The organism is Microbacterium sp. CFH 31415 (assembly GCF_022538185.1).
Taxonomy (GTDB): domain Bacteria; phylum Actinomycetota; class Actinomycetes; order Actinomycetales; family Microbacteriaceae; genus Microbacterium.
The window spans coordinates 162,276-187,473 of sequence record NZ_JAKYXC010000003.1; the positions used below are offsets into that span (position 1 = coordinate 162,276).

General features: G+C 71.0%; 24 protein-coding genes and 2 tRNA genes. 17 read left to right on the top strand and 9 right to left on the bottom strand.

Translation table 11 applies throughout. From position 1 onward, the window contains the following. Positions 1-134: 134 nt before the first annotated feature. Together MK786_RS04800 and acs are read right to left on the bottom strand one after the other, a co-directional pair. Positions 135-800: a TOPRIM nucleotidyl transferase/hydrolase domain-containing protein gene (locus MK786_RS04800; protein ID WP_241111098.1), complete on the bottom strand. Its 666-nt coding sequence runs from the start codon at positions 798-800 to the stop codon at positions 135-137. Continuing rightward, positions 800-2,764: an acetate--CoA ligase gene (acs, locus tag MK786_RS04805; protein WP_241111099.1), complete on the bottom strand. Its 1,965-nt coding sequence runs from the start codon at positions 2,762-2,764 to the stop codon at positions 800-802. Before acs ends, MK786_RS04800 begins: the two co-directional genes overlap by 1 nt. A 408-nt stretch (positions 2,765-3,172) precedes the next feature. On the opposite strand from acs, the gene MK786_RS04810 reads away from it, so the two are divergent. From MK786_RS04810 to MK786_RS04850, 9 genes are all read left to right on the top strand, one after another. Then, the gene (locus tag MK786_RS04810) at positions 3,173-4,249 is read left to right on the top strand and encodes a TadA family conjugal transfer-associated ATPase (protein WP_241111100.1); all 1,077 of its coding nucleotides are present in this window, start codon (positions 3,173-3,175) and stop codon (positions 4,247-4,249) included. After that, the gene (locus MK786_RS04815) at positions 4,234-5,352 is read left to right on the top strand and encodes a type II secretion system F family protein (protein ID WP_277397269.1); all 1,119 of its coding nucleotides are present in this window, start codon (positions 4,234-4,236) and stop codon (positions 5,350-5,352) included. Before MK786_RS04810 ends, MK786_RS04815 begins: the two co-directional genes overlap by 16 nt. Positions 5,353-5,482: 130 nt before the next feature. Further along, positions 5,483-5,689, top strand: coding sequence for a DUF4244 domain-containing protein (locus MK786_RS04820; RefSeq protein ID WP_241111101.1), 207 nt, complete (start codon positions 5,483-5,485; stop codon positions 5,687-5,689). Next, positions 5,686-6,021 (top strand): TadE family type IV pilus minor pilin, encoded by a 336-nt coding sequence (locus tag MK786_RS04825; protein ID WP_241111102.1) that lies wholly within the window; start codon positions 5,686-5,688, stop codon positions 6,019-6,021. The genes MK786_RS04820 and MK786_RS04825 overlap by 4 nt, the downstream gene beginning before the upstream one ends. Continuing rightward, on the top strand, positions 6,021-6,338 hold the full coding sequence (locus MK786_RS04830) for a helicase (RefSeq protein WP_241111103.1): 318 nt from the start codon (positions 6,021-6,023) through the stop codon (positions 6,336-6,338). The genes MK786_RS04825 and MK786_RS04830 overlap by 1 nt, the downstream gene beginning before the upstream one ends. A 67-nt stretch (positions 6,339-6,405) precedes the next feature. After that, the gene (gene topA / locus MK786_RS04835; RefSeq protein WP_241111104.1) at positions 6,406-9,108 is read left to right on the top strand and encodes a type I DNA topoisomerase; all 2,703 of its coding nucleotides are present in this window, start codon (positions 6,406-6,408) and stop codon (positions 9,106-9,108) included. Next, positions 9,105-9,740: a dTMP kinase gene (gene tmk, locus MK786_RS04840; RefSeq protein ID WP_241111105.1), complete on the top strand. Its 636-nt coding sequence runs from the start codon at positions 9,105-9,107 to the stop codon at positions 9,738-9,740. The genes topA and tmk overlap by 4 nt, the downstream gene beginning before the upstream one ends. A gap of 49 nt (positions 9,741-9,789) precedes the next feature. Further along, on the top strand, positions 9,790-10,965 hold the full coding sequence (locus MK786_RS04845; RefSeq protein WP_241111106.1) for a DNA polymerase III subunit delta': 1,176 nt from the start codon (positions 9,790-9,792) through the stop codon (positions 10,963-10,965). Further along, complete coding sequence (locus tag MK786_RS04850; RefSeq protein ID WP_241111107.1) at positions 10,962-12,515, top strand: alpha/beta hydrolase; 1,554 nt, start codon at positions 10,962-10,964, stop codon at positions 12,513-12,515. Before MK786_RS04845 ends, MK786_RS04850 begins: the two co-directional genes overlap by 4 nt. A gap of 24 nt (positions 12,516-12,539) precedes the next feature. Here the strand turns inward: MK786_RS04850 and MK786_RS04855 are convergent, their stop codons facing one another. The 3 genes from MK786_RS04855 to MK786_RS04865 form a co-directional block, all read right to left on the bottom strand. Continuing rightward, on the bottom strand, positions 12,540-13,199 hold the full coding sequence (locus MK786_RS04855; protein WP_241111108.1) for an ABC transporter permease subunit: 660 nt from the start codon (positions 13,197-13,199) through the stop codon (positions 12,540-12,542). Then, the gene (locus MK786_RS04860) at positions 13,192-14,229 is read right to left on the bottom strand and encodes a methionine ABC transporter ATP-binding protein (protein ID WP_241111109.1); all 1,038 of its coding nucleotides are present in this window, start codon (positions 14,227-14,229) and stop codon (positions 13,192-13,194) included. Before MK786_RS04860 ends, MK786_RS04855 begins: the two co-directional genes overlap by 8 nt. 65 nt (positions 14,230-14,294) lie before the next feature. Next, entirely contained in the window at positions 14,295-15,194 is a 900-nt protein-coding gene (locus MK786_RS04865; protein WP_241111110.1) for a MetQ/NlpA family ABC transporter substrate-binding protein, read from the bottom strand. A gap of 217 nt (positions 15,195-15,411) precedes the next feature. On the opposite strand from MK786_RS04865, the gene MK786_RS04870 reads away from it, so the two are divergent. Both MK786_RS04870 and MK786_RS04875 read left to right on the top strand, forming a co-directional pair. Continuing rightward, positions 15,412-15,484 (top strand) — tRNA-Thr (locus MK786_RS04870). A 62-nt stretch (positions 15,485-15,546) separates the two neighbouring features. Continuing rightward, a complete protein-coding gene (locus tag MK786_RS04875; protein WP_241111111.1) occupies positions 15,547-15,942 on the top strand; it encodes a hypothetical protein in 396 nt (131 codons plus the stop codon). 24 nt (positions 15,943-15,966) lie between these two features. On the opposite strand, the gene MK786_RS04880 is transcribed toward MK786_RS04875, so the two are convergent. Then, positions 15,967-16,932 carry an EamA family transporter gene (locus MK786_RS04880; RefSeq protein ID WP_241111112.1) on the bottom strand — a complete coding sequence of 322 codons (966 nt, stop codon included), beginning with the start codon at positions 16,930-16,932 and terminating at the stop codon, positions 15,967-15,969. A gap of 56 nt (positions 16,933-16,988) precedes the next feature. Here MK786_RS04880 and MK786_RS04885 point away from each other — a divergent pair, with 56 nt between their 5' ends. From MK786_RS04885 to MK786_RS04895, 3 genes are read left to right on the top strand one after another with little or no spacing between them, the layout of a single operon-like run. Then, positions 16,989-19,337 (top strand): efflux RND transporter permease subunit, encoded by a 2,349-nt coding sequence (locus tag MK786_RS04885; RefSeq protein WP_241111113.1) that lies wholly within the window; start codon positions 16,989-16,991, stop codon positions 19,335-19,337. Continuing rightward, positions 19,334-19,912, top strand: coding sequence for an isochorismatase family protein (locus MK786_RS04890; RefSeq protein ID WP_241111114.1), 579 nt, complete (start codon positions 19,334-19,336; stop codon positions 19,910-19,912). The genes MK786_RS04885 and MK786_RS04890 overlap by 4 nt, the downstream gene beginning before the upstream one ends. Next, a complete protein-coding gene (locus MK786_RS04895; RefSeq protein ID WP_241111115.1) occupies positions 19,905-20,441 on the top strand; it encodes a GNAT family N-acetyltransferase in 537 nt (178 codons plus the stop codon). The genes MK786_RS04890 and MK786_RS04895 overlap by 8 nt, the downstream gene beginning before the upstream one ends. Positions 20,442-20,550: 109 nt before the next feature. Here MK786_RS04895 and MK786_RS04900 read toward each other — a convergent pair. From MK786_RS04900 to MK786_RS04910, 3 genes are all read right to left on the bottom strand, one after another. After that, a tRNA-Lys gene (locus MK786_RS04900) sits at positions 20,551-20,623 on the bottom strand. A gap of 46 nt (positions 20,624-20,669) precedes the next feature. Next, entirely contained in the window at positions 20,670-22,121 is a 1,452-nt protein-coding gene (locus MK786_RS04905) for a serine/threonine-protein kinase (protein WP_241111116.1), read from the bottom strand. A 195-nt stretch (positions 22,122-22,316) separates the two neighbouring features. Next, entirely contained in the window at positions 22,317-22,982 is a 666-nt protein-coding gene (locus MK786_RS04910) for a fasciclin domain-containing protein (protein WP_241111117.1), read from the bottom strand. Between the two features lie 259 nt (positions 22,983-23,241). On the opposite strand from MK786_RS04910, the gene sigK reads away from it, so the two are divergent. From sigK to MK786_RS04925, 3 genes are all read left to right on the top strand, one after another. After that, the gene (gene sigK, locus MK786_RS04915) at positions 23,242-23,844 is read left to right on the top strand and encodes an ECF RNA polymerase sigma factor SigK (RefSeq protein ID WP_241111118.1); all 603 of its coding nucleotides are present in this window, start codon (positions 23,242-23,244) and stop codon (positions 23,842-23,844) included. Further along, complete coding sequence (locus MK786_RS04920; protein ID WP_241111344.1) at positions 23,844-24,746, top strand: anti-sigma factor domain-containing protein; 903 nt, start codon at positions 23,844-23,846, stop codon at positions 24,744-24,746. Before sigK ends, MK786_RS04920 begins: the two co-directional genes overlap by 1 nt. 73 nt (positions 24,747-24,819) lie before the next feature. Beyond that, entirely contained in the window at positions 24,820-25,167 is a 348-nt protein-coding gene (locus tag MK786_RS04925) for a helix-turn-helix transcriptional regulator (RefSeq protein WP_241111345.1), read from the top strand. The last annotated feature ends 31 nt before the right edge of the window (positions 25,168-25,198 follow it).

Sequence of the window (25,198 nt, forward strand, 5' to 3'; positions counted from 1 at the left end):
TACCCCGGCACCCCGCCGTTCCCGCGAGACTGCATCCGTGCACCGAGGCCGCGGTCAGTAGCCGCTGTCTCGGTGCACCAGTGAAGTCTCGCCAAAGGGTGGGGGCGGAGGGGGCGGGCCGGGCAAGGGCGGTGCTAGCGCGTCGCCGCGACGCGGTCCAGCGCCGCGAGCAGGGGCCGAGGCATCCGCTCCAGGGGCATCGCCTCGACCAGGATGCGGGCGTACCGCAGCTTGCGGCGTGCCCCGCCGGCCAGCCAGCGCCTGAGCTGCGCATGGAGATCCTGGTCGCGCCACTGCGGCTGCTGCTGCATGCGACGGAACGACGCCAGGTCACTCTGCGCCGCGAGGCAGTCCTCGACGTGGTCCAGGCCGACCCCGCGTAGGAGTTCATCCTCAAGATCGTCGACGCATGAGAAGAAGCCCGCCGACGCGGCGTCCGCCCCCGGCTCGAGCAGGCCGGCCGCGGCCAGCGCGTGCCTCACGACCGCCGATTCGGCGACGTCGTTGACGCCGGCGACCGTCACACCGGGGTGGCGGACGGCCAGGGTGCGCAGCATCCGCCCGATGCCCTGCGCGCCACCCGTGGGGACGACACCGATGCCCGAGAGGTCGGTGCCGCGGCGCCGGGCCACGGCCTCGACTGCGATCCGGTCGCTCACCCCCTCGACGAGCACGATCCCGTGGAGGGCGGCGATGGTGTCGAGTGACTCGAGCGCCGTGTGCGCGACGAGAGCGGCGGCGGGACCGTCCGGATAGCCCTCGAGGGCGTGCCGGGCGAGTTCGCGCCGCCGCTCGCGCATCACCTGACCTGGGCGGAGATGACGCTCATCACGGCGGTGTCGGCAAGGGTCGTGGTGTCGCCGACCTCGCGGCCTTCGGCGACGTCGCGCAGCAGGCGGCGCATGATCTTGCCCGACCTGGTCTTCGGCAGCTCGCCGACGATGTAGACGTCGCGGGGGCGGGCGATCGGCCCGATCTGCTCGCCGACCCACTGGCGCAGGGTCTGCGCGAGGCCGTCCGGAGCGTGCGTGGACAGGTACGACTGCTTGATGATGACGAACGCCACGACCGCCTGTCCGGTCGTCTCGTCGGAGGCACCGACGACCGCGGCCTCGGCGACCGCCTCGTTGCCGACCAGCGCCGACTCGATCTCGGTCGTCGACAGGCGGTGGCCCGACACATTCATCACGTCGTCGACGCGGCCGAGCAGCCACACGTCCCCGTCGTCGTCGAGACGCGCGCCGTCGCCGGCGAAGTAGAAGCCCTGCTTCTGGAACTTGTCCCAGTAGGTCTCCACGAAACGCTCCGGGTCGCCCCAGATTCCGCGCAGCATCGAGGGCCATGGCTCGGTGAGCACGAGCAGCCCGCCGTTGCCGTTGCCGACGTGCGAGCCGTCCTCGTCGACGACGTCGATCGAGATGCCGGGAAGCGGCACCTGCGCAGACCCCGGCTTGGTCTCGGTGACGCCCGGGAGCGCCGAGATCATGGCGGCGCCGGTCTCGGTCTGCCACCACGTGTCGACGATCGGAGCGGTCTTGCCGCCGATGATCTTGCGGTACCACATCCATGCCTCGGGGTTGATCGGCTCGCCCACCGAGCCGAGCAGACGCAGCGACGACAGGTCGAACTGCTTCGGCACCGAGCGGCCGATCTTCATGAAGGAGCGGATGGCCGTGGGCGCGGTGTAGAGGATGGTGACGCCGTACTTCTGCACGATCTCCCACCAGCGGCCGGGGTGCGGGGTGTCGGGGGTTCCTTCGTAAAGCACCTGCGTGGCGCCGTTGGCGAGCGGTCCGTACGTGACATACGTGTGGCCGGTGACCCAGCCGATGTCGGCCGTGCACCAGAACACGTCGGTCTCGGGGTGGATGTCGTGCACGACCCGGTTCGTGAACGCGGCCTGCGTGAGGTAGCCGCCGGACGTGTGCAGGATGCCCTTCGGCTTCCCGGTGGTACCCGACGTGTAGAGGATGAACAGCGGGTTCTCCGACGGGAACGGCTGCGCCTCGTGCTCGCCGGATGCCTGCGGCACGACGTCGTGCCACCACAGGTCGCGGCCGTCGGTCCAGTCCACGTCGTTGCCGCCGCGCTTCACGACGAGCACGTGCTCGACGGTCTCCTGCACCCCCTGACCGCGGTCGGCGAGGGCGAGGTCGACCGCCGGCTTCAGTGCCGAGACCTTGCCCTTGCGGTAGCCGCCGTCGGCGGTGATGACGAGCTTGGCGCCGGCGTCGTCGATGCGCGCCCGTAGGCTGTCGGCCGAGAAGCCGCCGAACACGACGGAGTGGATCGCGCCGATGCGCGCCACAGCGAGCATGGCGGCGACGGCCTCGGGGATCATCGGCATATAGATGGCGACGCGGTCACCGTGCCCGATGCCGAGCCCTTCGAGCACGTTCGCGAGGCGCTTGACCTCATCGGTGAGCTCGGCGTAGGTGACGCGGCGGTCGTCGCCGGGCTCGCCCTCCCAGAGCAGGGCGGTGCGGTCACCGTTGCCTGCCTCGACGTGACGGTCGAGGCAGTTGTACGCGACGTTGAGCTCGCCGTCGCCGAACCATTCGGCGAACGGCGGATTCGACCAGTCGAGCACCTTCGTGAAGGGGGTGTGCCAGTGCAGCTCGCGCGCCTGGTCTGCCCAGAAGCCCTCGCGGTCGGCGGAGGCCCGCTCGTAGAGGTCTGCGGTGGCGACGGCGTTCGCGGCGAAGTCCTCGGACGGCGCGAACCGGCGGTCCTCGTTCAGCAGGTGGTCGATCTGGCTGCTCATTGAGCACGCTCCTTTGCGCGAGTGGGCGATGCCGGGACTCCGGCGAGTCTGACGAGAAATGTAGTTCCGGTGCCACGGAGTGACTACCCCCGTTAGTAGGGGCCTCGAATTTTTCGACTCGACCGATATATGAGTGAGAAGGCTCTCATCAACTGTTTTGCACGGACCCCTTCCTCACATATGCTGTCCCACGGCCGAACATCGATTCTGGCATTGCGGCACCCCCATCACCCCCCGAAGTGGTGTGTCGCGCGTGGCGGCATCCCATTCCCCCCATGGGATGCCGCCCCTGTTTTCCGGGGAAGATCGCCGGGCGGCGCCTCCTCCCCAGCCGCTGCGCCGGAGCGCTCGTCCCCGGAGCGAGGACCGAGGCGTCCCCGCCGGGCAGGGCCCTCCTACCGTCGAGGCATGACCGAGCCCTTCGTCGTCCGACCACGGAGCACCGCGGTGCCCGTCCTGGACCGCGTCGTCCCGGCCCGGGCGATGGAGGCGGTGTCGGCTGCGCCCTGGGTGCCGGACGCGCCGGCCGGCCTGGTGCGGGTGAGGCCGTGGCATCCGTCGCTCGAACCGCTCGCCGGCCACCTCGACGATCCGGACGTCACCGATCTGTTCGTCAACGGTGCGTCGGGGCTGTTCGTCGACCGAGGCGCCGGCCCCATCCGCGATTCCGCCTGGCATGCCGATGAAGAGGAGGTGCGCGGGCTCGCCGTGGCGCTCATCGGGCTGGGCGACCGTCACATCGATGACGCGACGCCGTGCGTCGACGTGCGGCTCGAGGGCGGGATCCGCATCCACGCGGTCCTGCCTCCGGTCGCCGCCGACGGTACGGTCCTGTCGATCCGCGTGCCGAGGCTCGACCGGCCGAGTCTCGACGACCTCCGCACCGCCGGGATGTTCGGCGACGAGGCGCGCGCACGACTCGACGACCTGATCGCGCGCCGCGAGAACATCCTGGTGACAGGCGCGGCGGGCGCCGGCAAGACGACCCTCCTGGCGAGCCTGCTGAGCGCTGCTCCGCCGAACGAGCGCATCGTCACGATCGAGGACGTCGCCGAGCTGCGAGTCGACCATCCGCACCACGTCCGGCTGGAGGCGCGGCAGGCGAACCTCGAAGGGGCGGGGGCGATCGGTCTCGCGCGGCTCGTGCGCGAGGCGCTGCGGATGCGTCCCGACCGGCTTGTCGTCGGGGAGTGCCGGGGAGAAGAGGTGCGCGAGCTGCTGTCGGCGCTGAACACTGGCCACGATGGCGGTGCCGGCACCCTCCATGCGAACGGTCTCCACGATGTGCCGGCGCGACTTGAGGCGCTCGGTGCCCTCGCCGGCCTCGACGACCACGCGGTCGCACGCCAGGTCGCGAGCGCGATCGGGTTCGTGCTGCACGTCGAGCGGACGGGCAGCGGTCGCCATCTGGCGGGCATCGGACGCCCTCGGGTCGACTCTGCGGGCCGGCTGATGATCGAGGAGGTCGCATGGGACGCACGGTGAGTTCACGGGGCGGTGGTGCCGAGGCGGTGTCGCCTCGGCCGGCGGGATCGGGATCGGCGGGATCGGCGGGTCCGACGGGATCGGCGGGATCGGCGGGACCCGCGGGGTCGGCGGGTCCGGCGAATCCGGCGGGAGCGGCGGGTTCGGCTCGTCCGACGGGATCGGCGGGTCCGGATGCCGGGCCCCCTGCCACGCCCGACGCCGGGTGCGCCGTCGCCGAGTCGGTGCTGCGACTGGCCGTGCTGCTGCAGGCGGGGCTCTCGCCGGCGCGGGCCTGGGCGCATCTGGCCGACGCCGGCGACCCGGCAGCGGCTCGCGTCGTCCAAGGCTGCGAGAAGCGGATGCCGCTGGCCGACGCCATCGCGCGGGCCGCGCCGCCGCGCCCCCGGCCGAAGGCGCGGTGGCGCGAGCCGGCTCATGATCCTTGGCCCGAGGTCGCCGCGGCCTGGCGCGTGGCGACCACCGTGGGCGCGCCGCTCGCGGAGAGCCTGCGCGGGCTGGCCACCGCGCTGCGCGACGCGCAGGAGGCGGCCGACGACGTGCGCGTCGCCCTCGCCGAGCCCGCCGGCACAGCCCGGCTCATGGGGTGGCTGCCGCTCGTGGCCGTCGCCCTCGGCGCGGCGCTCGGATTCGACACCCTCGGGACGCTGCTCGGTCGGCCGCTGGGTGTCGCGTGTCTGCTCGGCGGTGGCGTCCTCATCATCGCCGCCCGCTGCTGGAGCGCCCACCTCGTGCGCCGGGCCCGCGCCGACGCAGGCATTCCCGGCCTCGACGCCGAGCTGTTCGCGATCGCGCTGAGCGGCGGCGTCTCCATCGAACGGGCGACGGCGATCGTCGCCGATGCCGGAGGGAGGGGAGCGGATGCGTCGACCGCCGCCGCCCTCGCCCTGTCGCGCTCAGCGGGTGTGCCGGCGGTCGAACTGCTGCGATCGACGGCGGAGCTCGCTCGTCACCGGTCGCGCATCGACGGCCGGCTGCGCGCAGCGCAGCTGTCGTCGCGCCTCCTCCTCCCGCTCGGGGTGTGCACGCTCCCCGCCTTTCTCCTCCTCGGCGTGGCGCCGATGCTCCTGAGCGTCATGTCCTCCATGCCCGCCGCGTTCTGATGCCTGGCCACCAGTGCCGGCATCGAGCCAGCACGCCGAGCCCGGCGAGCCGGCCGGCTCGTGCCCGCTGTCCCGTCCCCGACGACACCCGCCTGTGCCCACCCCACGCACACCCACGACAGGAGACCTCATGACCCTTCCTCTTCTCACTGCCCGCCGCGCGGCAAAGCTCTTCGCCGACACGCACGCCGACGACACCGGCGCGGCCACCGCCGAGTACGCGATCGCCACCATGGCGGCCGTGGCCTTCGCCGGACTGCTGGTCGTGATCATGCGCAGCGACGAGGTGCGCGGCATCCTCACCGAACTCATCCGCCGCGCTCTCACGGTCGCGTGATCCGCCGCAGACCCGACGACGATCGCGGGTCGGTCGTCGCCGAGTTCGCGGTCGCGCTGCCGGCGGTCATCGTCGTGCTGGTCGTCGGCGTAGGCGTCCTGGGGGCAGGTGCTCGGCAGGTGCGACTGCAGGACGCCGTCGCCGACGCGGCGCGTCTCGCGGCACGGGGCGAGCCGGCCGACCGCGTGCGCGCCGCGGTCGCGTCGGTCGCCCCCGGAGCCACGACCTCGATCGAGCCGCGCGGCGACCTCGTGTGCGTGACCGGCACGGTCGGCACCGCGCTCCCTCTCACGCTCGCCGCAACGAGCTGCGGGCTCGCCGGCGGTCTCTGATGCCCGGCACCGCGGCGGCGGCCGGCCTGATCGGTGCCGCAGCGGCGATCATGCTGGGGCTGGCATCTGTGGCATCGGCGTCGGTCGTCGGGCAGCGGGTCGCCGGCGCGGCCGACGCCGCCGCGCTCGCCGCGGCGGATGCCGCCTCCGGTGCGGCGGCCGGAGTGCCGTGCGACCGCGCGGCCGAGCTGGCCGCGGCTGCCGGTGTCGCGCTCGACGCCTGCGACCTGGACGGACTGGTCGCCACCGTCGCCGTCTCGGTCCGATTCGGCGTCCTCCGGGCCGGCGCGTCGGCGCGCGCGGGGCCGCCGCCCTGACGACGACTCACAGCGACCACTCCGGGAACTGGCGTGTATGGTTTGCGACGAAGAAAGGACGCCCCCGTTGGCAGAAGGCAAGAAGCTCGTCATCGTCGAGTCTCCGACGAAGATGAAGTCGATCCAGGGTTACCTCGGCGATGGTTACGAGGTGCTCAGCTCGGTCGGGCACATCCGCGATCTCGCGGACAAGAAGGACATCCCGGCCGACAAGAAGCAGGCGTACGGCAAGTACTCCATCGACGTCGACAACGGCTTCGACCCCTATTACGTCGAGAGCGATCGGGGACGCAAGACGGTCGCCGAGCTCAAGCGCGCGCTGAAGGGGGCGGACGAGCTCCTGCTCGCCACCGATGAAGACCGCGAGGGCGAAGCCATCGCGTGGCACCTGCTCGAGACCTTGAAGCCGAAGGTCCCGGTCAAGCGCATGGTCTTCCACGAGATCACCAAGGACGCGATCCAGGCCGCGGTGCAGAACACCCGCGAGCTCGATCTCGCGCTCGTCGACGCGCAGGAGACCCGGCGCATCCTCGACCGTCTCTACGGCTGGGACGTCAGCCCCGTGCTCTGGTTCAAGGTGCAGCAGGGGACATCCGCCGGACGCGTGCAGTCCGCCGCGACCCGCATGGTCGTCGAGCGTGAGCGCGAGCGGATGGCGTTCGTCTCGGCCTCCTACTGGGACATCGAGACGCAGGCCATGAAGGACGCAGAGTCCTTCGCCGCTCGCCTCGCCCGCGTCGATGGCGCCGGCCTCGCGCGCGGCACCGACTTCGACGACCGCGGCCAGCTGAAGAAGGCCGTCGTCGTCCTCGATGAGGAGGCCGCCCGTGAGCTCGCCGCCGCGATCGAGGCCGCGGCCGAGGCATCCGTCTCCGCTGTCGAGGCCAAGCCGGGCACCCGCAGCCCGCGGGCGCCCTTCACCACGTCGACCCTCCAGCAGGAGGCCGGCCGGAAGCTCTCGATGAGCGCCAAGCACGCGATGAGCGTCGCCCAGCGTCTCTACGAGAAGGGCTTCATCACCTATATGCGCACCGACTCGACGGCGCTCAGCACGCAGGCCGTGCAGGCGGCGCGCGAGCAGGCCGTCGCGATGTACGGCGAGAAGGCCGTGCCGCTCAACCCGCGGACCTACGCGAGCAAGAGCAAGAACGCGCAGGAGGCCCACGAGGCGATCCGCCCCTCGGGCGACACCTTCCGCACACCTGCGTCCGTCGCCTCCGAGCTCGACCGCGACGAGCTGCGCCTGTACGACCTCATCTGGAAGCGCACCATGGCCAGCCAGATGTCGGATGCGAAGTACGAGACCACCACGGTCACGCTCGCCGTCGACGCCGGCGGACGCCGTGCCGAGTTCACGGCGTCGGGCACGGTGTACACCTTCAAGGGCTTCCTCGAGGCGTACGAAGAGGGCAAGGACGAGAAGCGCGGCGATGCCGACAAGGCCGACGACCAGGCGCTGCCTGCGCTCGCGGTCGGCGACGTGCTGCGCCTGAAGGACGTCGAACCCAAGGGCCACTCCACCAGCCCCAAGCCCCGCTACACCGAGGCGAGCCTCGTCAAGGCACTCGAGGAGAAGGGGATCGGCCGTCCCTCGACGTTCGCGAGCATCATCGACGTGATCCTCAACCGCGGCTACGTCACCAAGCGCGGCCAGGCGCTGATCCCGAGCTGGCTGGCGTTCAGCGTCGTGCGGCTGCTCGAGCAGCACTTCGCCGACCTCGTCGACTACGACTTCACCGCGGCCCTGGAAGACGACCTCGACGCCATCGCCCGCGGCGAGCAGAAGCGTGAGGACTGGCTGAAGCAGTTCTACTTCGGCTCGGAAGAGCAGGTCGGTCTGCGCAACATCGTCGACAACCTCGGCGAGATCGACGCGCGCGCCCTCAACTCCACGCCCATCGGCGACGTGGCCACGCTCCGCTTCGGCAAGTACGGTCCGTACCTCGAGGTCGCCAACGCCGAGGAGCCCGACGGCGAACCCCGTCGCGTCAACATCCCCGAAGACCTCGCGCCCGACGAGCTCACACCCGTCAAGGCACAGGAGCTCATCGACGCCCCCGTGGCGGGCGACCGCGTGCTCGGTGAGAACCCCGCGAACGGCAAGCTCGTCATCGTGAAGGACGGACGCTTCGGCCCGTACGTGCAGGAGGCCGACCCGCCCGCGGCGGAGGAGGTCGACGAGGCCACCGGCGAGATCGTCGAGGCGCCCGAGCCCGAGCCGGCACCGAAGAAGCGCGGCGCGAAGAAGGAGGCGGCGCCCAAACCGCGCACGGCCTCGCTGTTCAAGTCGATGTCGGTCGACACGATCGACCTGGAGACCGCGCTGCGCCTGCTCGAGCTGCCGCGCGTCGTCGGCGTCGACCCCGAGTCCGGGGCCGAGATCACCGCCCAGAACGGCCGCTACGGCCCGTACCTCAAGAAGGGCACCGACTCGCGGACGCTGCAGAGCGAGCAGCAGATCTTCGACATCACTCTCGACGAGGCGCTCGCCGTCTACGCGCAGCCGAAGTACGGCTCCCGCGGCGCGAGCAGCGCACTGAAGGAGTTCGAGAACGACCCGGTCAGCGAGAAGCCGATCAAGGTCAAGGACGGCCGATTCGGCCCGTACGTCACCGACGGCGTGACGAACGTCACCATTCCGCGCGGCCAGACGCCCGACGACATCACCTACGAGATCGCCGTGCAGATGCTCGCCGACAAGCGCGCGAAGGGACCGGCGCCCAAGCGCGCGACCCGCAAGGCGACCAAGAAGGCCCCGGCGAAGAAGTGACCGCTGCAGGGCACCCCGGACTCTTCATCACGTTCGAGGGCGGGGACGGCGCGGGCAAGACCACGCAGGCGTCGCTGCTGGAGAAGTGGCTGACGGATGCCGGGCACGCGGTCGTGCGCACGCGCGAACCGGGAGGAACCGAGGTCGGCACGCTCATCCGCGACATCGTGCTCCACCACCGGGGCGAGGTCGCGCCGCGCGCCGAGGCGCTCCTCTACGCCGCCGACCGCGCGCATCACGTCGAGACCGTCGTGCGCCCCGCACTCGAGCGCGGCGACGTCGTCATCCAGGACCGCTACCTCGACTCGTCCATCGCCTACCAGGGCGCCGGCCGGGTGCTCGGCCGCGACGAGGTGCGCGACCTCTCGCTGTGGGCGACGGCGGGCCTGCTTCCCGACCTCACCGTGCTCCTCGATCTTGACCCCATGGTCGCCCGGCAGCGCCTCGACGCCGACGACAAGCCCTTCGACCGGCTGGAGGCGGAGCGCGAGACCTTCCACGTGCGCGTGCGCGAAGAGTTCCTCGCCCTCGCGGCCGCCGAGCCCGGCCGGTTCCTCGTGCTCGACGCGACGCTCCCGGCCGCCGAGCTGACGGCGGCCGTGCGCGACCGCGTCGCCGGACTCCTGGGCTGACCGGGCTGGCCGGGCGGCACCGTCGTTCCCCGCTACTAGGCTGACGAGCATGGAATCCACAGCGGGCACGGCGCCCTCGAGCGCCCTCGCGGAGGTTCCCTGGGGAGCCGTCTGGGGGCAGGACGCCGCGGTCGAGACGCTGAAGGAAGCGGCATCCGACCCCGCCTCGCTCACCCACGCCTGGCTGATCACCGGCCCGCCCGGCTCGGGCCGTTCGACGCTCGCCTACGCGTTCGCCGCGGTTCTCATCGCCGAGCCCGGCGATGAGAACGCGATGCGCCAGGTGCTCGCCGGCACCCACCCCGATCTCACGGCGCTGCGCACCGAGGGCGTGATCATCTCGATCAAGGACGCCCGCGCGCTCGTTGAGCGGTCGTACTTCTCGCCCTCGCTCGGCCGCTACCGCGTGATCGTGATGGAAGACGCCGACCGCATGGCCGAACGCACCTCGAACGTGCTGCTCAAGGCGCTCGAAGAGCCGCCCGAGCGCACCGTGTGGGTGCTCTGCGCTCCGAGCGACGCCGACCTGCTGCCGACGATCCGCTCCCGCGTGCGCACGCTGCGCCTGCGCGAGCCGGGCATCTCCGATGTCGCGCGCCTCATCGTCGAGCGCACCGGAGTCGACAGCGCGACCGCCGAGCAGTCCGCGCGGCACGCGCAGCGTCACATCGGCATGGCGCAGCGATTGGCGACGGATGCCGCGGCCCGCGCCCGCCGCGACGATACGCTGCGTGCCGTCCTGCACGTGCGCGGAGTCGGCGACGCGGTCGAGGTCGCCGGCCGCATCGTGCAGGCGGCGACCGAAGACGCCAAGGCCCTCACCGCCGAGCGCGACGAGGCCGAGCGCACCGCGCTGCTGCGCACGCTCGGCATCGCCGAGGGCGCCGCCGTGCCGCCGGCCGTCCGCTCGCAGCTCTCGGCGCTCGAAGACGACCAGAAGCGCCGGGCGACGCGCAGTCTGCGCGACGGCATCGACCGGGTGCTCACCGACCTCGAGTCGATGTTCCGCGACGTGCTGATGCTGCAGTTCGGGCGCGACGCCGACCTCATCAACCGCGAGCTCGAGCCCGACCTGCGGTCGCTCGCGGGCGCCTGGTCCGTCGACCGCACGCTCACGGTCGTCGACCGCATCGGCGTGACGCGCGAGAACGTCGAGCTCAACGCCGCGCCCACGCTCGCCCTCGAGAGCATGCTCGTGACTGTCGCGAGCGGAAGGACTCCGTGAACACTCCGCGCCGCGCTCGCCGCGTCATCGCCATCGTCGCCGGCCTGGCGGCGGCATCACTCGCTCTGAGCGGGTGCCTGTACACGATGATCCCCGACACCTCGGCTCCGCCGTCGACCGAGAGCCCTGCTCCCGACACCGAGGGCGTGGCAGCCGACCTCCTGCCCTATTACGGGCAGGAGCTCGACTGGAGCACGTGCGGCGACGGGTTCGACTGCACCACGGTCACCGCTCCCCTCGACTGGGAGGACCCGTCCGCCGGCGAGATCGAGCTGTCGGTCATCCGCAGCCGTGCGACCAACGGCCAGGCCATCGGCTCGCTCCTGACCAACCCGGGCGGCCCGGGCGCCAGCGGCGTCGGCCTCATCCGCGACTCGCTCGCCTACGCCGTCGGCGAGCCGGTGCGCGAGCAGTTCGACGTCATCGGCTTCGACCCGCGCGGCGTGGGAGAGTCCACCGCGGTCCGCTGCTTCGACGCTCCCGAGATGGACGCGTACCTGTTCGACATCCCCGAGAACGGGCGGGGGACGGATGCCTGGGCCGAAGAGCTGCGCGAGCGGCATGCGGCCTTCGCCGAGGCGTGCGACGCCAACAGTGACGGCATCATCCCGTTCATCACGACCGAGAACAGCGCGCGCGACATGGACCTGCTGCGCGCGGTCCTCGGCGACCGCGAGCTGAACTACCTCGGCTACAGCTACGGCACCTTCCTGGGCGCGACCTACGCGAAGCTGTTCCCCGAGAAGGTGGGCCGTCTCGTGCTCGACGGCGCGGTCGATCCGGCGATCTCGAACCTCGAGGTCGACATCGTGCAGGGGATCGGCTTCGAGTCGGCACTGCGGGCATACATGGCAGACTGCCTCGAGGGCAGCGACTGCCCGTTCCGGGGCACCGTCGACGGGGCGATGGCCGATCTCGGCACGCTGCTCGCCGGGGTCGATCGCGACCCGCTCCCGGCGGCCGATGGCCGCGAGCTCGGCGCCGACTCCCTGATGACCGGCATCGTCGCGGCGCTCTATGCCGAGGAGAGCTGGCCGTATCTGTCGCTCGCCCTGCAGGGTGCGCTCGAGGGCGACCCCGAGACCGCATTCCTCCTCGCCGACTTCTACTACGACCGTGAGGGCGGCGAGTACCTGAGCAACCAGACCGAGGCGTTCCGCACGTACAACTGCATGGACTACCCCACCGAGGCGACCCCGGACGAGATCACCGCGGCCCGCGCGCGGCTCGCCGAGGAGGCCCCCACGGTCGCGCCGTACTGGTTCGGCGCGAACCCGTGCGACGACTGGCCGTACCCGCCCACGGGCGTCCGTGAGCCCATAGCCGCCGAGGGCGCCGCGCCCATCCTGGTGATCGGCACCACGAACGACCCCGCCACGCCCTACGAGTGGTCGGTGTCGCTGGCCGACCAGCTGGCGTCCGGCGTGCTCATCACCCGCGAGGGCGAGGGTCACACGGGGTACAACAAGGGCAACGCCTGCGTCGACGAGGCCGTCGAGGCGTACCTGCTCGAGGGCACGGTCCCGCAGGGCGACGTCACCTGCGACTGACCGGGCGCCCCGGCATCCGCTCGGCTATCGGCGCAGCACTCGGCGGGCCAGGGCATTCCCCAGGAACTGCACGCCCTGCACGATGATAATGATGACCACCACGGCAGCCCACGTGACCCACGGGTTGAACTGCTTGAAGCCGTAGACGATCGCGAAGTCGCCGAGCCCGCCGGCCGCGACCGCGCCCGCCATCGCCGTCATGTCGACGAGGGCCACCACGATGAACGTGTAGCCGAGGATGAGCGGCCCCAGCGACTCACGCGGAATGAGCCGGAAGAGGATCCGCGACCGGCTGGCACCCGCTGCGCGGGCGGCCTCGATCACACCGGGACGCACGGTGAGCAGGTTCTGCTCGACGATGCGGCTGATGGCGAAGAGCGACGCGATCGAGATCACGAAAACGCCGAAGTTGGTGCCGATCCCGGGGATGCCGACGCTGCGGGCGAGCGGCTGCAGCGCTGTGAGCAGGATCACGAATGGGATCGGGCGGACCGTGTTGACGATCACGTTCAGGGTGCCGAACACGGCGCGGTTCGGGAACAGGCTGCCCGCACGGGTGGCGTAGAGGGCGACGCCGAGCACGAGACCGCCGAAGCCGCCCAGCACGAGGCTGACGGTGACCATGTACAGCGTCTCGGCGGTGGCCGCCCAGAGTTCGGGGAGGAGGTCGATGAGCCTATCCACGGATGTCCTCCTCGATGAGCGGCGCGAACGCCGACGCTGCGGCGATCGCGGCGTCGACGGCTGCCGGATCCCCATCGAGCGAAAGGGTCAGATGCCCGAACACACGGCCGCGGATGTCGTTGATCCCGCCGTGGATGAGCTCGAAGCGCACACCGTGCGCGGAGAGCGCGGCGAACACGTCGGCCTGCGTGACGTCGCCGTCGCGCACGGTGAAGGTGACGATCCGGCCGGGGTGGCGGTCGCGGAGGGTACGCAGCTGCGCACCGGCGGGGACGTCCTCGATGATGCTCGAGACGAATCGGCGGGTGGAGGGATGCTGCGGCGCCGAGAGCACGTCGAAGACCTCCCCGCTCTCGATGACGCGCCCTCCTTCCATCACGACGACGCGGTCGGCGAGGGTGCGGATGACGTCCATCTCGTGCGTGATCACGAGGATCGTGATCCCCAGCTCGCGGTTGACGCGCTGGAGGAGTCCGAGCACCTCCTGCGTCGTGTCAGGATCGAGCGCGCTCGTCGCCTCGTCGGCGAGCAGGATGCGCGGGCTCGTGGCCAGGGCGCGGGCGATGCCGACGCGCTGCTTCTGGCCGCCGGACAGCTGCTCGGGGTGATTGCGGGCCTTGTCGGCCAGGCCGACGAAGGCGAGTAGCTCGTCGACCCGCGCGGCGATCTCGGCGCGCGGCCGCCCCGCGATCTCGAGGGGGTAGGCGACATTCTTGGCGACCGTGCGGGAGTCGAAGAGGTTGAACTGCTGGAAGATCATGCCGATGTCGCCGCGGAGCTCGCGCAGTTCGCGCTCGCGCAGCCGCGTCACGTCGCGGCCGTCGATCGTGACGGTGCCGCTCGTCGGCGTCTCGAGTGCATTCACGAGGCGGAGCACGGTGCTCTTGCCGGCGCCGGAGTAGCCGATGATGCCGCACACCTCGCCCGCGGCGACCTCGAGGTCGACGGCGTCGACGGCGGTCACCGGTGGCGCGTCCTTGGCCGGGGGCGGGAAGGTCTTGGAGACGCCGCTCAGTCGGATGAGGCTCATGGTTCTTCCTGGAGACGTGCGTGTGCGGCCCGCTCGCATCGAACGGGCCGCACGACGCGACGGGCCTACTGGTTGGCGCGGATGTCTTCCTCGACGTCGCGGAGCGACGTCACGAGGTCCTCGGCGGGGGTGTCGAGCAGCACCGCGGTGCCGCCTGAGGCCTCCTGCACCCCGTCGAGCACGTCCTGCGTGGTCTGGTAGATCTCGACGAGCTTGAGATAGGTCGGGTTGTCGGCGTCCTCGGCCCGCGCGGCGAAGATGTTGACGTAGGGGAGGGCATTCGGGTCGGACGGGTCGTCGACCGCGATCGCGTCCTCGAAGCTGAGGCCGGCGTCGCCGACGAAGTCGTTGTTGATGATCGCCGCGGCGACGTCGGGCAGCGACGTGGCCGTGAGGGCGGCGTCCAGCGCCTCGACCTTCACCTTCGACGACGGCTCGACGTCGGCGACGGTCGAGAAGATCGATCCGCCGTCCTTCAGCTCGATGAGACCGGCCGACTGCAGCACGAGCAGGCCGCGGGCCTGGTTGCTCTCGTCGTTGGGCACAGCCACCGTGGCGCCTGCGGGGATGTCCTCGACCGAGTCGTACTGCGACGAATACAGGCCGAGCGGGTAGATGGCCGTGGCGCCGATGGGCTGCAGATCGTCGTCGCCGGCCACGTTGTAGGTCGCGAGGTAGATCACGTGCTGGAACTGGTTGAGGTCCAGCTCCCCGGCAGAGAGCGCGGGGTTCGGCTGCGTGTACTCGCTGAAGTCGACGAGCTCGATCGCGATGCCCTCGGCGGCCGCCGCCTCCTTGTACGTCTCCCAGTAGGGGTCGCCGGCGCCCACGACCCCGATGCGGACGACCTCGTCGGTGCCCGCGTCACCTGCGCCACCCGTCTCGGCGCTCGCGCCGGCGCAGCCGGCGAGGAGGAGGGCGAGAGGCAGGGCCGCGGCGGCTGCGATCGTGATCTTCTTGGACATGTCTGCTCCTGTGCGTCAAGGCCGCGACGGGGGTGGACCACAAGCACGATCGGCGGACCGCGCTCGCTGCGTCGCGGTACGCCATCGACGGTACGTCGGGCTCCATCGGGCGCCGAATCGCGTCGTAACACGTCGACACCCGCCGGCCGGGGGCGTGTTCGCGAGCGCCCCCCGGCTCCTGTAAGATCGTTGATCGTGCATCGCGCAAGCGAAGCGCGCCACCTTAGCTCAGTCGGCAGAGCGATTCACTCGTAATGAATAGGTCAAGGGTTCGATTCCCTTAGGTGGCTCACACGGGAGAGGCCCGCTTCTGGCGGGCCTTCTTCGTACCCTCACCACGCGAAGAGGACCGATGGACGCCACGATCGACGCCGTCGCTGAGATCTTCTCCTGGGTGGGGTTCGGGCTGGGTGCGGTCGTGGCCGGCGTCGCGCTGGTGATGTACCTCTTCGACGGCACCTGGCTGCCCACCCGCGGCGTGCTCGACGACGGTGAGCACGGCCGCGTGGTGCGCTGGTTCGACGAGGACGGCGGCGTCAACGAGGCGCGCCTCACGCATGAGCAGGAGCGAGCGCTGGCCGGCAAGAGCATGGCCGACATCTACTACCGTCGCGGTGGCCGCGGCCGGATGCGCCTGACCCAGGGATCGCCCGCGGTCCGTGCGGTCGCCTATCTCTCGCTGGGGTTGCTCGGCCTCGGCGTCGTGGCGCTCGCGACGTCGATGATCCTGCTGTTCACACGCGGCTGAGCCCAGGCGGCGGATCCGCCGCCGTCAGCCCAGCGCGAGCATCCCGCCCGCGACGAGCGCCAGGGCGAGCCCGAGCCACTGCACCCCGGCGACGCGCTCGCGCAGCACCAGCGCGGCGAGCAGGATCGTGCCCGCCGGGTACAGCGCCGTCAGCGCCGACACGATCGAGAGGTCTCCTTCGCGCAGCGCCACCAGCATGAGGGCGTTGGCGGCGGCATCCACCACTCCGCACACGATGGCCAGCCACCACGCCCGCGCGAGGGAAGACGTCGGCGAACCTACGGCGGTCGTCGATGTCGACGCGTGCTCGAGGTCGGCGTGACCGCTCGGGGTGACGCCGATGACCGGTGCGGACGCAGTGAGGACGGATGCCGCGGGCAGCCCACGGCGCACGGCGACGACCGCCATCGCCGCGACGATCGCGAGGGTCAGCACGGCCGAGGTGGCGCGGCTCATCACAAGCGGCACGAGCCCGCTGCCGGTGGAGGTCTGGTCGACGACGAGGAGGAATCCCCCGATGGCCGCGCCCGCGCCGACGGCCATGACCAGCCCGCGCGTGCTCGGACGCACGACCTTCTCGCCCGGGATGAAGCCCACGAGCACCACGGCGACGAGAGCCACGCCGAGCCCGGCGTAGGCGACGGGGGACAGCATCTCGCCGTCGACCAGCAGGCCCCACAGCATCGGTGCGATCGCCGAGACCACCGCGGTCAGCGGCGACAGGATGCTCATGGGCCCTATCGCAAGGCACGCGTACAGCAGGACCACGGCCACGACACCGAACACGCCCGCCAGTGCACCCCACGCGACATCGGCTGAACGCCAGGCTCCGCCGAGCAGCGGCTGGGCGATCGCGAGGGCGGCGAGCCCCGACAGGGCGGCGATCGCGGTCACGGCGATGGAGCGGAGGCGCCTCGCGGCGAGGCCTCCGCAGAAGTCCGCGGCACCGTAGATGAGGGCACCGAGAAGGGCGAGGACGGCCGAAATCATCGAACTCAGCATAAAGATGGTCGCCAGCATCCAATTTCACTAGATAAACTAGCGATATGTCGACCTCTCAGCGCACCGACCGACAGCCCACGCGGTGGCTTCGCGTCGGCATCCCTGCCGTTCTCGTCCTCGTCTGGATCGTCGTGGGGGCGCTCGGCGGTCCGTACTTCGGGAAAGTCGACGAGGTGTCGAGCAACGACCGCTCGTCGTTCCTCCCCGAGAGCGCCGACGCGACACAGGTGAACGAGCGTCTGCCCGAGTTCCTCGGCGGCGACAGCATCCCGGCGGTCGTGGTCGTGACGGGGGAGGGCGACCTCAGCGAGGACCAGCTCGCCGACGTCCAGACGCTCGCCGACGACATCGCCGCGCTCGACGGCGTGCTGGAGGACGTCTCGCCGCCCATTCCGTCGGAGGACGGCGAAGCGGCGCAGATCTTCGTCCCGATCGACGCGGAGGGCGAGGTAGGCGAGATCGTCGCCGAGATCCGCGCGCTGGTCGCGGAAGACCTTCCCGACGGCATGGAGGGATGGGTGACGGGCCCGGCGGGCTTCACCGCCGACCTCGTCGAGGGCTTCCTCGGCATCGACGGGCTGCTGCTGGCAGTCGCGCTCATCGCGGTCTTCATCATCCTCGTGATCGTCTACCGCTCGCCGGTGCTGCCCATCCTCGTGCTGATGACGTCGGTGTTCGCCCTGTGCGTCGCGCTCCTCACCGTGTGGTGGCTCGCGAAGGCCGGCATCGTCGTGCTGAACGGTCAGGTCCAGGGCATCCTGTTCATCCTCGTCATCGGCGCCGCCACCGACTACGCCCTGCTGTACGTCGCCCGGTTCCGCGAGGCGGTGGCCGAAGGCAGGAAACGGTGGGATGCCGTCGTCACGGCGTGGAAGGGCGCGTTCGAGCCGATTCTCGCCTCTGGCGGCACCGTGATCGCGGGCCTCCTGTGCCTGCTGCTGTCCGACCTCGCGACCAACCGCGCCCTCGGCCCGATCGCATCCATCGGCATCGCGTTCTCGGTGCTCTCGGCGCTGACGTTCCTGCCCGCGCTGCTCGCGCTGGTGGGCCGGGCGGCCTTCTGGCCCTTCATCCCGAAGGAGCCGATCGCGACGATCCCCGACGACCTGACCCAGCCGGTCAAGGGGGTGTGGCCGCGCCAGGCGCGCTTCATCTCCCGCCACCCGCGTGCCGTCTGGATCGTCAGCACGCTGGTGCTGCTGATCGGCGCGTTCGGCCTCACGCAGCTCAAGGCCGACGGCGTGCCGTCGAGCGATCTGGTGCTCGGCACGTCTGAGGCCCGTGACGGCCAGGACGTGCTCGCCGAGCACTTCCCGGCGGGTTCGGGCAGCCCGATGTACGTCATCGTGCCCGAGGAAGACCTCGCCGTGACCATCGAGACCCTGGAGGCGGCGGACGGCATCGAGTCCGTGGCCGTGGCATCCGACGACTCGCCCACCGGCCAGGCGGCAGTCGAGGTCGAGAACGGCGAGCCGGTGTTCACCGCCGTCGGCCCGCCCGGAACCCCCGCGCCCGAACCGACTGTCGCGGACGGCGACGTGCTCGTCATCGGCACGCTCAACGACGCCGCCGACTCCATCGCTGCCGAGGACGCCGTGCGCGAGATCCGCACCGACCTCGACGAGGTGCTGGGCGCAGGCACCGCGCTCGTCGGCGGCGAGACGGCGACCGACATCGACTCGAACGACACGTCGATCCGCGACCGCACCGTCATCATCCCGGTGATCCTCGTGGTGATCCTGCTGATCCTCATGCTGCTGCTGCGCTCGATCCTGGCGCCGGTCATTCTCATCGCGACGGTCATCCTGTCGTTCGCGACGGCCCTCGGCGTGAGCGCGCTCGTCTTCAACGGCCTGTTCGACTTCCCCGGAGCCGATCCCGCGGTGCCGCTCTACGGCTTCGTGTTCCTGGTCGCGCTCGGCGTCGACTACAACATCTTCCTGATGTCGAGGGTCCGCGAGGAGTCCCTCGTGCATGGCACGCGGCCGGGAATCCTGCGCGGGCTCGTCGCGACGGGCGGAGTGATCACATCGGCGGGACTCGTGCTCGCGGCGACGTTCGCCGCGCTGGGCGTCATCCCGATCCTCTTCCTGGCGCAGATCGCATTCATCGTCGCGTTCGGCGTGCTGCTCGACACGTTCGTCGTGCGGTCGCTGCTCGTGCCGGCTCTGTCGTACGACATCGGCCGCGCGATCTGGTGGCCGTCGAAGCTCTGGCGGAACGGCCCTGAGAAGCGCGAGCGGATGCCGCAGCCCGAACTCGTGGGAGCGGCGACGGCCGGGACGAGGGGATCGTCCGACGAGGCCGTGCCCGCCGAGACCTCGGCGGAGGTGCTCGCCGAGGACGGTCACCCGCTGACGCGCGAGGAGTACCGGCGTACGCTCGAGCCATGAGCAAAGCGCTGTTCATCGTCGACGTACAGAACGACTTCACCGAGGGCGGTGCGCTCGGAGTCGACGGCGGAGACGCCGTCGCCGAGCGCATCACCCGGTTCCTCGAAGCCCACGCGGGGGAGTACGCGGTGATCGTCGCGTCACGCGACTGGCATGACGGAGACAACGACAACGGCGGCCATTTCCACCCTGAGCCCGACTTCGTCGACACCTGGCCGGTGCATTGCGTGAGCGGCACCGAGGGCGCCGAGTACGACCCGGGGTTCGACACCGCCGCGGTGACGCATCACGTGAAGAAAGGCCAGGGGGTGCCCGCCTACTCGCTGTTCGAGGGGACCACCGATGACGGTCTGACCGTCGCGCATCTCCTCGAGGAGCACGGCGTGGTCGACGTCGACGTGGCGGGCCTTGCGACGGACTACTGCGTGCGCGCCTCGGCGCTCGACGCGATCGAGCACGGCCGCCACGTGCGCATCCTCACCGACCTCGTCGCGGGCGTCGCGCCCGAGAGCAGCGAGGCGTCGCTCGCCGAGCTCGCCCACGCGGGCGCCGAGCTCGTCGAGTCGGGTGTCTGACCCGCACGTCCGCCGCGTCCTCGCGACCGACGGCAACCGCCTGCGCGCCCTCCGGCTCGAGGCGCTGCAGGATCCGGCGGCGGGCATCGCGTTCCTCGAGTCGTACGACGAGGCCGTCGTGCGGCCGGCCGACTTCTGGGAGGCGCGAGCGATCGGGGCCGCGCTGTCGGGCTCGGCGGCGCAGTTCATCGCCGAGGCGGGACCGGCGTGGGTGGGAACCCTCACCATCCTCATCCCCGAGCCGTCCGTCCCCGACCACTTCGGCCGCGTGCGCGAGGAAGGCACCGCGCTCGCCGTCGCCGTTTACGTCAGTCCGTCGCATCGCGGGCACGGCGTCGTCGACGCGCTGATGACCGCCGGAGCGGAGTGGGCGCGCCACCAGGGGTGCGCCCGGCTCCTGCTCGACGTGCACCAGGACAACGCGAGAGCGCAGGCGGCGTATCGACGGCTCGGCTTCACGGCGACCGGGAGCACGATCGACGGCCAGAACGGCCGTGAGCTGGAGATGGCACGGGCTCTGTCCGACTGAGTCGATGGCGGCGGGCCGACGCGGCGCAGCGCGCTGACCGAAGTGAAGTGGGCCCCGTGCGGCTCGAACCCACGACCCGCGGATGAGAAGTGCGGATGTGCGCGTGCGGTGGGCCCCGTGGGGCTCGAACCCACGACCCGCGGATTAAAAGTCCGATGCTCTACCGACTGAGCTAGAGGCCCTCAGCGTCCCAGCCTACTTGCCGCACGGCACCCCTCGGTGCGGCGATCAGCCGTTGCCGTTGTTGTTGCCCGGACCGCGGTTGCCGTTGCCACCGCCGTTGCCGTTGCCGTTGCCGTTGCCGTTGTTGTTGCCGGGGCCGCTGTTGCCGTTGCCACCACCGCCGTTGTCGCCGCCGTTGCCCGGACCGCTGTTGTCGGTGTCGTCCCCGTCCTGATCGACGGGTGCGGGCTCCTGCTCCTCGGCCGGTGCGTCCGCCGGCTCCTCCGAAGGCTGGATCACGACGGGCGACGTCGGTTCGGGTGACGGCGGTCCGGCGAGCGACAGCGCCCACGCTCCCACCGCGACGGCGATGAGAAGCGCCATCACCGCGACGGCGACACCGACTGCGACACGGCGACGACGCGCGCGCTGCGCCCGGCTCGCCGCCGACCGCCCGAGCGGAAGCGGACCGCTCGGGTGCTCCGAAAGGGCGACCGTCGCCGCGGCCATGGGCGAGGTCGCGCGTGGCGTGAGGGGGTTCGCCGACGCGGGAACTGCCATCGTCGCGCCCGAGCCCGGTGCGGCCGACGCTGCGGGGAGGATCGCCGTCCGGTCCGTCGGCGGTGTCATGGCCATCGTCGGCTGGTCGGCCGGCTGGATCGCCGCATCGTCGCTCTCGGCGAGCCGTCGAGCCGCGAGGGCCACCTCCAGCGCGGTCGGCCGGTCTTGCGGCTGCGTCGATGTCATTCCGCGCAGCAGTCCCTGCCATGCCGGGTGGAGTGTCTCGGGGATGGTGGGCGGGGAGCTCAGACGGGCCATGACGGTGCCGATCCCCTCCGCGTCGGCGAACGGCCGCGTGCCGGTGAGCGCTTCGATCAGCATGATCCCGAACGCGTAGATGTCGGCCGGCGGCGCAGGAGTCTCGCCCCGCGCCTGCTCCGGCGCGATGTACGCGACGGTGCCGACCGCAATGCCCGGGCTGGTCATGCGCGGGGAGTCCAGCAGGTACGCGATGCCGAAGTCCGCGAGCTTCGCCCGCCACCGCAGGCCGGGCAGCGGCGACTCCCACAGCAGCACGTTGGACGGCTTGATGTCGCGGTGTACGACGCCCGCGGAGTGCGCGATGTGCAGGCCCTCCGCGATGTCGACGGTGATCGACGCCATCTGCGCAGCATCCACCGGCCCGTCCGCGATCAGATCGCGCATCGTGATGCCCTCGACGTACTCCATGACGAGGTAGCTCGGGTCATCCTCCGACACGTGGGCGTCGAAGAGTGTCACCAGCGAGTGATGGCTGAGCGAGGCGAGGAGCGTCGTCTCCGACAGCGCGCGCGCGACCGAGCCGACCTCGTCGACATGACCGCGCAGCACCTTGATCGCGACCGTGCGCCGCAGCGCGGCATCCTCCGCCCGGAAGACGCGCGCCATTCCGCCCTCGCCGATCCGCGCCTCGAGGCGATACCGCCCGCCGAGTATCGAACCCGTCGAGAGGTCGCTGGCTTCCCGCAGGTCAGTCATGGTCCTCCCGCGCCGGCGCCGCACCCCTCCGGCGCGCCCCAGCACTCCCCGCAAAGCTACGCCTGCGCGCGTTCGGTCCACATGCCTCTTGACGATCCGGGGTGCGAAGTGCAAGAGAGCGCGACGAAGCCGCCGGCGCACCTCGCATGCACCGGCGGCTCGCCTCCCCTGAACGCCGGACGAGCCGGCGCCCGGTCACTGAGTCGGAGGCATCAGGACCGAGTCGATGAGGTACACGGTCGCATTGGCGGTCTGCACGCCGCCGCAGATCACGTTGGCGCCGTTGACCATGAGTTCGTCGCCGCTTCCGGTGACCTCGAGGTCACCGCCCTGCACGGTCGTGTGCGTGCCGACGACGTCGGCCGGCGCTGCCTGTCCGGGTACCACGTGGTAGGTGAGGATCGACGTGAGCGTCTCGCTGTCGGTCTTGAGCGCCTCGATGGTGGCCGGGTCGATCGCGGCGAAGGCCTCGTCCACCGGGGCGAAGACGGTGAACTCGTCGCCGTTGAGGGTGTCGACGAGGTCCACATCGGGATTGAGCTGCCCGCTGACCGCCGCGACGAGCGTGGTCAGGAGGGGGTTGTTCGACGCGGCGGTCGCCACGGGGTCGGCGGCCATGCCCTCGACCGATCCGGCGCCGTCCGGCACGGCCTCCGCGTAGTCGGCGCAGCCGGGTCCGACCAGGTTCGCGGCCGGGTCCATCTCCTCCATGGGCTCCTCGGACTCCTCCATGGCGGGAGTCGAGGGCTCGTCGGCGGGCTCGGCGGTCGAGCTGCCCATCGAACAGGCAGAGAGCGCGAAGGTGGCGGCGAACGCGAGTGCCAGACCCGCTGAGACGCGCTTCCGGGTGATGCGTGACATGACTTCCTCCTCTGTGAGGTCCATGTGGACCGAGATCTGCAGGTCCCCGGTGTGGGGGAGCGAACCGTAGGAGCGGCTGCACGGGGTCTTCGGAAGCCCGTCGCGAATCGGATTGGAAGGAATCCCGAGAGCGGATGCCGCGGCCCTGCGCCGCGGCATCCGCTCACCGTCTTCCCACCCATCCGAAGACGGCGGCGCTGCGAATACGACGGCGGATACCACACCGCGCGGGCTGCGACGTGCACGAGGGGAGTAGGGCATGCTGGTGGACATGGTGATCGACGGGATCGACGTGCCGGAGGACGGCGCCGAGCCCATCGACCATGTCGGCGAACTGCTGCAGCGCATCGCCGGCGGCGACCAGACCGCGTTCGCCCGCCTCTACGACATGCTCTCGCCGCGCGCATTCGGGCTGATCCTGCGCGTGCTCGTCGACCGCTCGCAGAGCGAGGAAGTGCTGCAAGAGGTCTTCCTCGAGGTGTGGCAATCCGCCTCGCGCTTCGTTCCGAAGAGAGGGCAGGGCAGGTCCTGGGTGCTCACGATCGCGCACCGCCGGGCGGTCGATCGCGTGCGGTCGTCGCAGGCGAGCACGAACCGCGACATGCGGGCCGGTCTCCGCGACCTCGACGTGGCCCACGACGGCGTCGCAGAACAGGCCGAGCTGCGCATCGAGGGAGAGAGGGTCGCCACGGCACTCTCGACGTTGCCGGACGCGCAGCGAGAAGCCCTGACCCTCGCCTATTACGGCGGATACAGTCAGAGCGAGATCGCGGCGCTGATGGGAGCACCGCTGGGAACGATCAAGACGAGGATGCGGGACGGGCTGTCCCGCTTGAGAGCAGAGATGGGGGTGACCGCGTGATGAACGAGCAGGAGTTCGCCGAACTGTCGGCAGGCTATGCCCTTGACGCGCTGTCGCCCGAAGACCGCCGGGCGTTTCAGGCGGCGCTCGCCGAGCACCCCGAGTGGGTGCGGCTCGTCGACGCCGACGTGGAGACCGCCGGCGCGCTCGCTGAGAGCGTGCCCGATGCCGCGCCGCCGCTGACCCTGCGCTCCACGCTGCTCTCGCGGGTGGCGACCATGCCGCAATTGCCGGAGATGGATGCCGCAGCCGCAGCCGTCGCCGAGCCGGTGGCCTCTGCCCCGCCGCTGCCTCCCGTGCCGCCGGTGCCCCCGCTGCCGGGCGACGCGTCGGCGGGCGACGCGCCGGCGGGCGACGCGCTGCCTGGCGATGCCTCGATGAATGATGCGCCGTTCGTGGAACCGGCCCCGACGACCACGACGATCCAGGCGATCTCCCGTCGCAACTGGACCCGCGGACTGCTGACGCTCGCCGCCTCGCTCGTCATCCTCGTGGTCCTCGGCTTCGGCGCCGTCACCATCAACCAGTACGTCAACCGGCCGCCGGAAGTCGCGGCGCTCGCCGAGATCGAGGCCGCTCCCGACGCGCAGGCGGCGACGGTGGAACTGACGGACGGCGGGACCGCGACCGCGCACTGGGCGGAGTCGGTGGGCAAGGTCGTGCTCGTGTCGAACGGGCTGCCCGAGATCTCCGAGGACGAGAGCTTCGAGCTGTGGTTCGTGCGTGAAGACGGCACTCCGGTGGCGGCGGGTGTGTTCGAGCCCGCCGAAGGCCCGTCGACCGTGATCCTCGACGGAGAGATGCAGGCCGGCGACACGATCGCCGTGACGGTCGAGCCGCAGGGCGGGTCGCCGAACGGCGAGCCCTCGGGCGAGCCGATCGTAGCCATCCCGACGGCCTGAGCGCTAGCGTGAGGTGGTGGCCGCCTCGCAGACTCCGCAGACGCTCGCGCACCTCCGCCGCGCGCGCGACCTGATGGACCGCGACTACGCCGAACCGCTCGACGTGCCGACGATGGCCACGAAGGCACTCATGTCGCCCGCGCACTTCTCGCGCGAGTTCAAGGCCGCCTACGGCGAGACGCCGTACTCGTACCTGATGACCCGGCGCATCGAGCGGGCGATGGCTCTGCTGCGGAACGGGATGTCGGTGACGGATGCCTGCACCGCGGTCGGCGCGACCTCGCTGGGCTCGTTCAGCTCGACGTTCACCGAGATCGTCGGCGAGACGCCGAGCTCCTACCGCGCGCGGCCGCACGAAGCCGCCGAGGCCATGCCCCTCTGCGTCGCGAAGATCCTCACCCGTCCGGCGCGCTACGCCTGAGCGGCGTGTCGGATGGGCGGCGGGACTGAGC

What these genes read in the sequence shown, in the direction of transcription:
- MK786_RS04925 (WP_241111345.1), top strand. Translation starts at nt 24,820, where the DNA reads ATGGACCGCGACTACGCCGAACCGCTCGACGTGCCGACGATGGCCACG.
- MK786_RS04815 (WP_277397269.1), top strand. Translation starts at nt 4,234, where the DNA reads ATGGGACGCACGGTGAGTTCACGGGGCGGTGGTGCCGAGGCGGTGTCG.
- MK786_RS04875 (WP_241111111.1), top strand. Translation starts at nt 15,547, where the DNA reads ATGGACGCCACGATCGACGCCGTCGCTGAGATCTTCTCCTGGGTGGGG.
- MK786_RS04905 (WP_241111116.1), bottom strand. Translation starts at nt 22,121, where the DNA reads ATGACTGACCTGCGGGAAGCCAGCGACCTCTCGACGGGTTCGATACTC.
- MK786_RS04820 (WP_241111101.1), top strand. Translation starts at nt 5,483, where the DNA reads ATGACCCTTCCTCTTCTCACTGCCCGCCGCGCGGCAAAGCTCTTCGCC.
- MK786_RS04810 (WP_241111100.1), top strand. Translation starts at nt 3,173, where the DNA reads ATGACCGAGCCCTTCGTCGTCCGACCACGGAGCACCGCGGTGCCCGTC.
- MK786_RS04800 (WP_241111098.1), bottom strand. Translation starts at nt 800, where the DNA reads ATGCGCGAGCGGCGGCGCGAACTCGCCCGGCACGCCCTCGAGGGCTAT.
- MK786_RS04830 (WP_241111103.1), top strand. Translation starts at nt 6,021, where the DNA reads ATGCCCGGCACCGCGGCGGCGGCCGGCCTGATCGGTGCCGCAGCGGCG.
- MK786_RS04860 (WP_241111109.1), bottom strand. Translation starts at nt 14,229, where the DNA reads ATGAGCCTCATCCGACTGAGCGGCGTCTCCAAGACCTTCCCGCCCCCG.
- MK786_RS04885 (WP_241111113.1), top strand. Translation starts at nt 16,989, where the DNA reads ATGTCGACCTCTCAGCGCACCGACCGACAGCCCACGCGGTGGCTTCGC.
- MK786_RS04845 (WP_241111106.1), top strand. Translation starts at nt 9,790, where the DNA reads ATGGAATCCACAGCGGGCACGGCGCCCTCGAGCGCCCTCGCGGAGGTT.
- MK786_RS04880 (WP_241111112.1), bottom strand. Translation starts at nt 16,932, where the DNA reads ATGATTTCGGCCGTCCTCGCCCTTCTCGGTGCCCTCATCTACGGTGCC.
- MK786_RS04865 (WP_241111110.1), bottom strand. Translation starts at nt 15,194, where the DNA reads ATGTCCAAGAAGATCACGATCGCAGCCGCCGCGGCCCTGCCTCTCGCC.
- sigK (WP_241111118.1), top strand. Translation starts at nt 23,242, where the DNA reads ATGCTGGTGGACATGGTGATCGACGGGATCGACGTGCCGGAGGACGGC.
- acs (WP_241111099.1), bottom strand. Translation starts at nt 2,764, where the DNA reads ATGAGCAGCCAGATCGACCACCTGCTGAACGAGGACCGCCGGTTCGCG.
- MK786_RS04920 (WP_241111344.1), top strand. Translation starts at nt 23,844, where the DNA reads ATGAACGAGCAGGAGTTCGCCGAACTGTCGGCAGGCTATGCCCTTGAC.
- MK786_RS04910 (WP_241111117.1), bottom strand. Translation starts at nt 22,982, where the DNA reads ATGTCACGCATCACCCGGAAGCGCGTCTCAGCGGGTCTGGCACTCGCG.
- MK786_RS04890 (WP_241111114.1), top strand. Translation starts at nt 19,334, where the DNA reads ATGAGCAAAGCGCTGTTCATCGTCGACGTACAGAACGACTTCACCGAG.